This window comes from Citreicoccus inhibens (genome assembly GCF_019039035.1).
GTDB classification, from domain to species: domain Bacteria; phylum Myxococcota; class Myxococcia; order Myxococcales; family Myxococcaceae; genus Citreicoccus; species Citreicoccus inhibens.
In genome coordinates this window covers 1-7481 of sequence record NZ_JAHNZT010000078.1, presented here as the reverse complement: position 1 = coordinate 7481, position 7481 = coordinate 1, and the positions used below count along the sequence as shown (strand labels likewise).

Sequence of the window (7481 nt, the reverse complement as noted above, 5' to 3'; positions counted from 1 at the left end):
TGGCCGGCTGCGCGGAGGCCAACGTCGCCCAGGAGGCCGCCAATGTCGGCAAAGCCCTGGCCGCCCTCTCCCAACTCATGGCCCTCCTCAACGTCCTCCTGGGCCTGGTAGGCGGCCCCCAGGTGCCAGACTTCTCCAGCCTCGAGGGCCGCGCGCTGGACGAAGCTGTTGCGCCCCTTGACACCATCGTCCGCACGCTGCTGCAGGCGCGCGCGGCCATCCCTATCCCGTGAGGAGGACGTCGTGAGTCGAGCGCCCCAGAATCTCCTTGTCCCCTTCCGGCGGGACAAGAAGCGGGACTTCGCTGCGGGCACCGGGGCCGAGCTACTCGCCTCGAAGGTGCGGCAGGTGCTGCTCACGGAGGGCGCCACGCCCCATTCCGCTGGCGAGCTGCCCTGGCGCACCCGCTTCGGGGCGGGACTCGCGCGGCTTCGCCACCAGCGCAATGACGCGGTGCTGGCGGAGCTGGCGCGCGTGTACGTCCGTGACGCCCTCGCTCGATGGCTGCCTGGCGCCCATCTAGTAGAGGTTCGCGTCGAGCAGGACGCAGCCACGCTGACGCTTCGTGTGCGCGTGCGCGAGGGTGACACGACAGCGGACTTCGACGCTCCCCTTCAGTGGGGACTTTGAGTCATGCAGGAAACTCGAACTTCGGTGTCGGTGGTGGTGGCCAATTCAAGTACCTTTCCGAGCGGAGAGGGGCAGAGGCGCTCTGGATGATGAATGATGCCGACGGTGCCTCCAGCCTCCTGTTCACGAATGTGAAGCCCCAGGGCGAAGGAGTCTGATGGAGCCAGCGACATACTTCGCTGCGTGGTGCCGAATGAGGGAAGGCATGCGCGCCGAAGTCGCAAAGTGGGTGATGAAGACTCATCAGGTGTCCGTCGCGGAGGCCTTGACGCTCCTGCGCACGGTGGAGAAGATGCACCGGTGGGTACGGCTCTGCTCAGTCGCAGGCTGGGTGGAAGCATCCATGGCAGTGAAGAACCTGCCCAGTTGGGCCGAACCAGGCTCTGGCACGACTACAGAGTTGGACTACAGCCCATGGCAATGTGACAACCGCTGTCCGACGCATGGTGTGTGTTACCTGGGCAAGAGGTGTCCAGTCTGTTTTGGGCGGTATGTCATGACATCGGTCGGTGGCTCGTTTTTCGTCCGAGAAGGAGAGGGCGAGAGCTGAGCCGCTGGCTGAACGACCGCGAATTGGGCAGTTGGCAGAGCTTCAACCTGGGGAGTGCGGTGTCTCACTGCTCGACCACACCTTGAGACTGGCGGCCCAGCTCCGGGTTTGCGAGTTCGCGTATGGCGGCGTTCGCGAATCGCCGTCCTCATGTCCCCAAAAAGAAGTGAGTCCAAGGCCTTTGTCTCCCGGTGGAGGCATCCGCCGACGTGCCACTTCTCCCAGCGTCCAACGACTACACCCACCGAGACTTCGACGCCCTGCGCGCGCGCCTTGTCGCGCTGACGAAGAGCGTCTTCCCGGACTGGACGGACTTCGACGTCGCGAGCTTCGGCAACGTCTTGCTGGAGATGTACGCATTCATCGGCGACGTCCTCGGCACGTACCAGGACAACCTCGCCCGCGAGTCCCGCCTCTCCACCGCCACCCAGCGCCGCAACGTCATCGCCCTGGCGCGCATGCTGGGCTACCGCCTTCACGGCGCGCAGGCAGCTAGCACCGAGGTGGAGCTGCGCCTGGCCCTGCCTCCCGCCGCCCCCGTCACCTTCCCCGCCGGAACCGTCGTCCGCACCCAAGAGGTGACAGAAGCCGTTCGCTTCCAGCTCCTGTCGCCCGCCACCATCCCGGCCGGCGCCAACCCGCCGCGCGTCGTCACCGTGGTGGAGCACTCGAAGACGCACACCCAGCTCTTCGACTCTCGCGGCCTCGCCGACTTCGAGGCGCGCCTGGACTTCGGCCCCTACCTCGATGGCTCCGCCCGCGTGTCCACCGCCCAGGGCGCATTCACCGAAGTGGATACCTTCCTCAACTCTCGCGCCTCTGACGCCCACTTCCTCGTCTCTGTGGACCAGGGAGACAAGGCCACCGTCCGTTTCGGCACCGGCATCAACGGACTGCCTCCTGCTGGCACTGTGGCGGTGACGTACAAGACGGGCGGCGGCGCAGCCGGCAACGTGGATGCAGGTCGCCTCGTTGTCGTGGAGGGTAGCTTCCGGGACTCCCACGGCCATGCAGTGCAGGTGTCCGTTCTCAACCCCACCCCGGCCTCCGGCGGCGCGGACCGGCAGTCCATCGCCTCCGCGAAGCTGCTCGCCCCCGAGAGCCTCCGGGCTCTGACGCGCACGGTGTCCCGCGAGGACTTCGAGGTCAACGCCCGGCGCCTGCCCGGCGTAGCGCGCGCTCGCATGCTGACGTCCAACGAGGACGCCAGCATTCCGGAGAACTCCGGCATCCTCTACGTCGTGCCCCAGGGCGGCGGCGTGCCCACGCCCGCCCTCAAGGCCCTTGTGCTGCGGCAGGTGACGGAAGTCTACCCCTGCACCCTCACCTTCCAGGTCAGCGTCCAGGAGCCGGTGTACCGACGCGTGGACGTCTCCGCGCGCCTCTTTCTGCGACAGGGCGCTTCGGCCCTGGAGGTCGCCTCGCGCGTCCGCCTGGCACTCGCAGTCCATTTCCGGGTCAGCGAGCCAGACGGCACGCCCAACCCGCGCATCGACTTCGGCTTCAACCTCAAGGACGCAGAGGGGAGCCCCGCTGGCGAGGTGGCATGGTCGGACGTGTTCAACGTCATTCGCGATGCCCCCGGAGTGAGGAAGCTGGGTGACGCGAGAATGGACCTGACACTCAACGGCCTACCCGCGGATGTGAAGTTGGCGGTGCGGGAGCTGCCGGTGCTGGGCAGCGTCACGCTCCAGGACGGGGACACCGGGAGGCTCTTCTGACATGGCGCTCCTCAATCCGAGCTTCGAGGACACGGGAGGGCGGCCCGGCGAGGCGGCGTACTGGACGCTGACGGCGGTGACGCGCCTCGAAGCCCTGGCGGGCTTCGGCGTGCCGGACGAGGCGTGCGAGGACTTCGAGCGCTGGTACGTGTGGCACGCCACCCTCTCCGACGTCCCTGTGGCCCTCGCCTTCTTCGGCCAGCGCGAGGGTTTCGAGGCCTTCTCTCGGGGCTGGGACAACGACGGCTACCTCTTCGAGCTGCCACCCGCGCAGCTCGTCCCGCACCTCTTCGAGGGGAGCGCCGTCGAGACGTGGGGCCAAGGGCCGTCCCTCACCGAGTGGGAGGACACCGCTTCCGTGCCAGCACCGAGAGAGGACTTCGACACCGAGGCATTCACCTGGCGCTGGGAGGACGTGCCAGCGCGCGCGGCGCGCTTCAGCTCCTCGCAGCCCACCGAGGACTTCGACACCGGGTGGCCCACGGCCACCACGCAGTGAGGACACCATGGCACTCGCAGACTGGACGTACCTCAATGGCGGACTGGACATCGCCACCGTGGACAGAGGTGTGACGGCGGGCATCGCCCGTCCCCCGGGTGGCGGCAACTTCCTCTTCGCCTTCAACTCGCTGTCGGCCGCACAGGGCGCTGTCGCCCTCTTCGCGAACCTCCCCGACTTCGCCCCCATGGCCCGTGGCGGCAGCATCCGCGGCTGCCTCCAGCGCGGGCCTGGTGGCGGCCCCACCGGCTTCTCGCCCTTCCTCTACCTCTGCGGACAGGGCACCTCCGTCAACGACTCCGCGTACCTCCTCGGCCTGTCCGATGACGAGCCGCACCGAGTGGTGCTGCGCAAGGGCGCGGTGGCCACGGGCCTGCCAGACGCGGACGGCCCCGGCGTCCTGCTGAAGTCTTCAGCGAGCTTCGCGCAGGGCACCTGGCTGCACCTGCGGTTGGACGTCATCGTCAACGCCAACGGCGACGTCATCCTCAAGGCCTTCCACAACGACTTGGCCCTCCACCCGCTCGGCACGCCTCCCAACTGGCAGCCCATTCCGGGCATGGCCGACTTCGTCGACGACAACCTCGGCATCAACTCCGGTAGCCAGCCCCTCACCTCGGGCCGAGGCGGCTTCGGCTTCGCCGTGCGGGACGTCACGCGCCGGGCCTACTTCGACTCGCTCGAGCTCTCCCGCCAGGTGTGAAGACATGGCCCTCACTGCCTTCACCAGTCGCCTCGGCGTGGGCCAAGGCCGCATTCGGCCCCAGCGGGCCACGCCCGTCTCGGGCGAGTTCCTCTTCGTCCTCGGGGACGAGGAGCCCGGGCACTTCTTCGAGATGGCCCCTGGGGACTTCGCCGAGGTGACGCAGGCCGTGGACGTCACGGGCCTGGCGCTCGTCCGCTGCGCGCTGCGTTTCCGTGTGCCGCCAGGGGCCCCGTCGGGCCTCGCATGGGAAGCATCCATCGTCGTGGACGGAGTGAAGTACGCCCGCTGCATCGGGCGCTCCGGGCGCGAGCGCCTCGTCACGGACATGGCCGCCAACGTCTCGAAGCTCTCCGGCGTCCACACGGTGGGCGTGCGCCTGGAGCTCATCTCCCTGTGAGGAGGCCCCATGGCCACGGTTGAGCTGCCTGCCCTCTACGTCGACACCGTCTCTCTCCTCGCAGAGACTCGCCGCCTGCTCCTCCTCAATCGGTCGCCGGGTCCAGGCGAGGAGGGCGTCCCCGTGGACTCCGCGCTGGAGCTGGAGATGGTGGACATCGGCACCGACGGCATTTCGCGGGCGGGCACACGCGTCTGGGTGGACGGCATCCTCGCTTTCGCGGGCGTGGACAGCGTCGAGGTGCAACCTGCCTTCGCGGGGCCTCTGGCTGAGGTGGCGCAGACAGCGGACACCCTGCGTGTCGTGCTCCACCCGGCGACGCCGCTGGCGAGCCAGGCCTCCGTCTCAGTCCGCGTCGTCTCGGCCACGGCCGGCGGCGCGCACCACCTCGACGAGACGTACATCTTCAGCGTGGAGGACAGGACGGCGCCCCGCCTCGTGGGTGCCCAGGCCCTGGCGCCGAAGTCGGTGCGCCTCGCCTTCGACGAGGACGTGCGTGTGCCGTCCTCGGCGCGCTTCACCTTCACCGCGCGTGGCGCGCCCGCTGTCCCGGTCGCGGCCCTCGAGGCCGCAGCGGACGGTGCCCTCGTCCATCTTGTCCTCGACACGGAGCTGACGCCGGACGTGGCGTATGAAGTCCTCGTGGACGGAGTGACGGACGCGCACGGCAACCCTGTGCTCGCGCCCTACCACCGCGCCACCTTCGCTGGCTTCCGCCCGGCTCGGCCCCCCTCCCGGCACTTCGCACTCTGGGAGATGCTGCCGGGCCACAACCGCCGCGACGACGTGACGGGCGACCTGCATCGCTTCGTGTCTTGCCTCCAGGAAGTGACGGACTTGCTCCTCGCCGACTTGGATGCCTTCCCTGATGTCTTCGACTTGGAGCGCGCGCCCGAGGCCTTCCTGGACGCCATTCTCCAGGACTTGGGCAACCCCTTCGCCTTCGAGTTGGATGTCCTCGGCCGGCGCCGCCTGGCCTCCGTCCTCGTCGCCATGTACCAGCAGAAGGGCACGGCCCTGGGCCTGCGCAACGCCATCCGCTTCTTCCTCGGCATTGAGGTGCGGGCCATCTCCCCCTTCGCCTCGGACACCCTGGTGTTGGGCGAGTCGGAGCTGGGCGTCGACTGGGTGCTGGGCCCTTCCGAGCGCTTCGCCCGCTACGCCTTCAACATCGGGGTGGACCGCCTCCTGACACTCGCGGAGCGCCAACGCCTGCGCGCCCTCGTCGGGTACCTCAAGCCCGCCCACACTCACTTCGTGGACCTGGTGGAGCCCCTGCCGCCCATTCTCCCCGAGCACTGGGAGCTGGGACTCAGCGAGTTGGGCGAGACGACGACACTCCACTGACGTCCGCCCGGAATGTCCCCGATTTCCACTCGGCAGCCTTTGTCGTGAGGGGAGGGTCGCGACACGTGCCGAGCCACAATGAGGAAGTACAACGCCCGAAGACATGTATCGACTGTCTCCGGCCCGTTCAGTCGACACACCGCCGTCGGTGCGCGAACTGCTACCGAATTTGGCAGCGCGACCACTTCCCTCCGAACGCGACATGCGAGGTGTGCGCAAGGGCCTACTACCGCCGCGGCAGCTCGAGCCGGGGCGGGCGGACTTGCAGCAGAGCGTGCTTCGCGACATGGAAACGCGGGCGCAACGCGGTCAATGCGCCAACAACCGGTGGCCAACTGGTTCCGTGCACCTGCCGCTGGTGCGGAAAGCCCTTCGAGACGCCTCAGCGACTTATCGCTCGCGGCGGCGGGCTCTACTGCTCGCTCGTTTGTAGTGGCATTCGCCGACGCCTCAACCCCGAGCGCTCCCTCTACCCAGAAAACGCATGGCGCCAGCGCGAGGGCTTCTCCGCAATCCGCACCTCCATGCTGCATCGTCCTGACGCGCAATGTGCTCGCTGCGGGGAGCGCCGCACGAAAGGAAACCTCGTCGTTCATCACCCACTGCCGCCCGAGGGCAACCGCGAGTTGCTGCTGGCGCCGTGGAACCTCGAAGTCCTTTGTCGCCGCTGCCACTTCCACACGCACCATGGCTCGAATGCGGAGGCCAAATCATGGCCGACACTCTCCAATACTTCTTTCGGCAGCGCGTCACCGAAGCGGAGCTGAACCTCGGCTTCGCCCTTCTCGAAAAGGCAGACCGCAATCTCGCCTCGGACTTGGGCGTCCACGGCGTCATCTCCGGGGCCGTGCCCGCGCCGCACTCGCCGGTGCCCAACCTCTCCGTGGACTTGACGGCCCCGGGACGCGCCTACGACAACCTCGGCCAGCGCATCTTCTTCGGCACGGGCCAGACGGTGGACTGCGCGGTGGACATGTCGGGCATCCCTACCGACGTCTCCACCTCCGGCAGTGAGCGGTGGGTGGGGATATTTCTGCGCTTCACCCGCCTGTTGTCCGAGCCCCGCACGGACGGCAACTCCCAGCAGGTGTACTTCCGCCGCGACGAGTCCTTCGAGTTGGTGGTGCGCCAGGCGCCGGAGGGCCCCCTCGGCCAGGCGCCCAAGCCCGCCCTCCAACCTGACGAGCTGCTGCTGTGTGACGTCCGGCGCCGTCCCGGGCAGACGCAGATTCTCGCCGCGGACTTGGACACCTCCCGCCGCCAGGCCTTCATCTTCGCCCGGGGCACCTCGGTGGCCGTGGAGAGCGGCAATTGGGAAGTCCTGCGCCCCGACGCGGACACGGTGCAGGCGACGTTGGACGAGGTGGACGCTGAGCTGGCCGGCCACTTCTCCGGGGCCGCCCGACGGCATGGGGCTGGGGCTGTGGACTACGCGCCCCATGGCTTCGTCGCTGCCAACACGGTGCAGGCCGCCGTGGATGAAGTCGTGGACAAGCTCTCCTCCGCTGCTGCTGGGACACCGGGAGCCTCCCGTGTGGGTGCGGACGCGGTGCCTGGCACGCCCAACCTCCTTCCGGCGGGCACCGTGGACGCGCAGCTGTCCTCGCTGTTGGGCTTCGTCAACACTCACC

General features: G+C 68.3%; 6 protein-coding genes and 2 pseudogenes. All 8 read left to right on the top strand.

Annotated features, from left to right (window positions below; genetic code table 11):
* Window positions 1-233 (top strand): annotated as a pseudogene (locus tag KRR26_RS35830) (hypothetical protein); the annotation flags it as partial.
* A 10-nt stretch (window positions 234-243) separates the two neighbouring features.
* Window positions 244-630, top strand: a complete 387-nt coding sequence (locus tag KRR26_RS35825) for a GPW/gp25 family protein (protein WP_217082106.1) — start codon at window positions 244-246, stop codon at window positions 628-630.
* Between the two features lie 741 nt (window positions 631-1371).
* A complete protein-coding gene (locus KRR26_RS35820) occupies window positions 1372-2901 on the top strand; it encodes a baseplate J/gp47 family protein (protein ID WP_217082105.1) in 1530 nt (509 codons plus the stop codon).
* 1 nt (window position 2902) lies between these two features.
* Window positions 2903-3400, top strand: coding sequence for a hypothetical protein (locus KRR26_RS35815; protein WP_217082104.1), 498 nt, complete (start codon window positions 2903-2905; stop codon window positions 3398-3400).
* 7 nt (window positions 3401-3407) lie between these two features.
* Entirely contained in the window at window positions 3408-4103 is a 696-nt protein-coding gene (locus KRR26_RS35810; protein WP_217082103.1) for a hypothetical protein, read from the top strand.
* Between the two features lie 4 nt (window positions 4104-4107).
* On the top strand, window positions 4108-4503 hold the full coding sequence (locus tag KRR26_RS35805) for a hypothetical protein (RefSeq protein WP_217082102.1): 396 nt from the start codon (window positions 4108-4110) through the stop codon (window positions 4501-4503).
* 9 nt (window positions 4504-4512) lie between these two features.
* Window positions 4513-5850 carry an Ig-like domain-containing protein gene (locus KRR26_RS35800; protein WP_217082101.1) on the top strand — a complete coding sequence of 446 codons (1338 nt, stop codon included), beginning with the start codon at window positions 4513-4515 and terminating at the stop codon, window positions 5848-5850.
* Between the two features lie 712 nt (window positions 5851-6562).
* A pseudogene (locus KRR26_RS35795) lies at window positions 6563-7481 on the top strand (hypothetical protein); the annotation flags it as partial.

What these genes read in the sequence shown, in the direction of transcription:
- KRR26_RS35800 (WP_217082101.1), top strand. Translation starts at nt 4,513, where the DNA reads ATGGCCACGGTTGAGCTGCCTGCCCTCTACGTCGACACCGTCTCTCTC.
- KRR26_RS35815 (WP_217082104.1), top strand. Translation starts at nt 2,903, where the DNA reads ATGGCGCTCCTCAATCCGAGCTTCGAGGACACGGGAGGGCGGCCCGGC.
- KRR26_RS35810 (WP_217082103.1), top strand. Translation starts at nt 3,408, where the DNA reads ATGGCACTCGCAGACTGGACGTACCTCAATGGCGGACTGGACATCGCC.
- KRR26_RS35805 (WP_217082102.1), top strand. Translation starts at nt 4,108, where the DNA reads ATGGCCCTCACTGCCTTCACCAGTCGCCTCGGCGTGGGCCAAGGCCGC.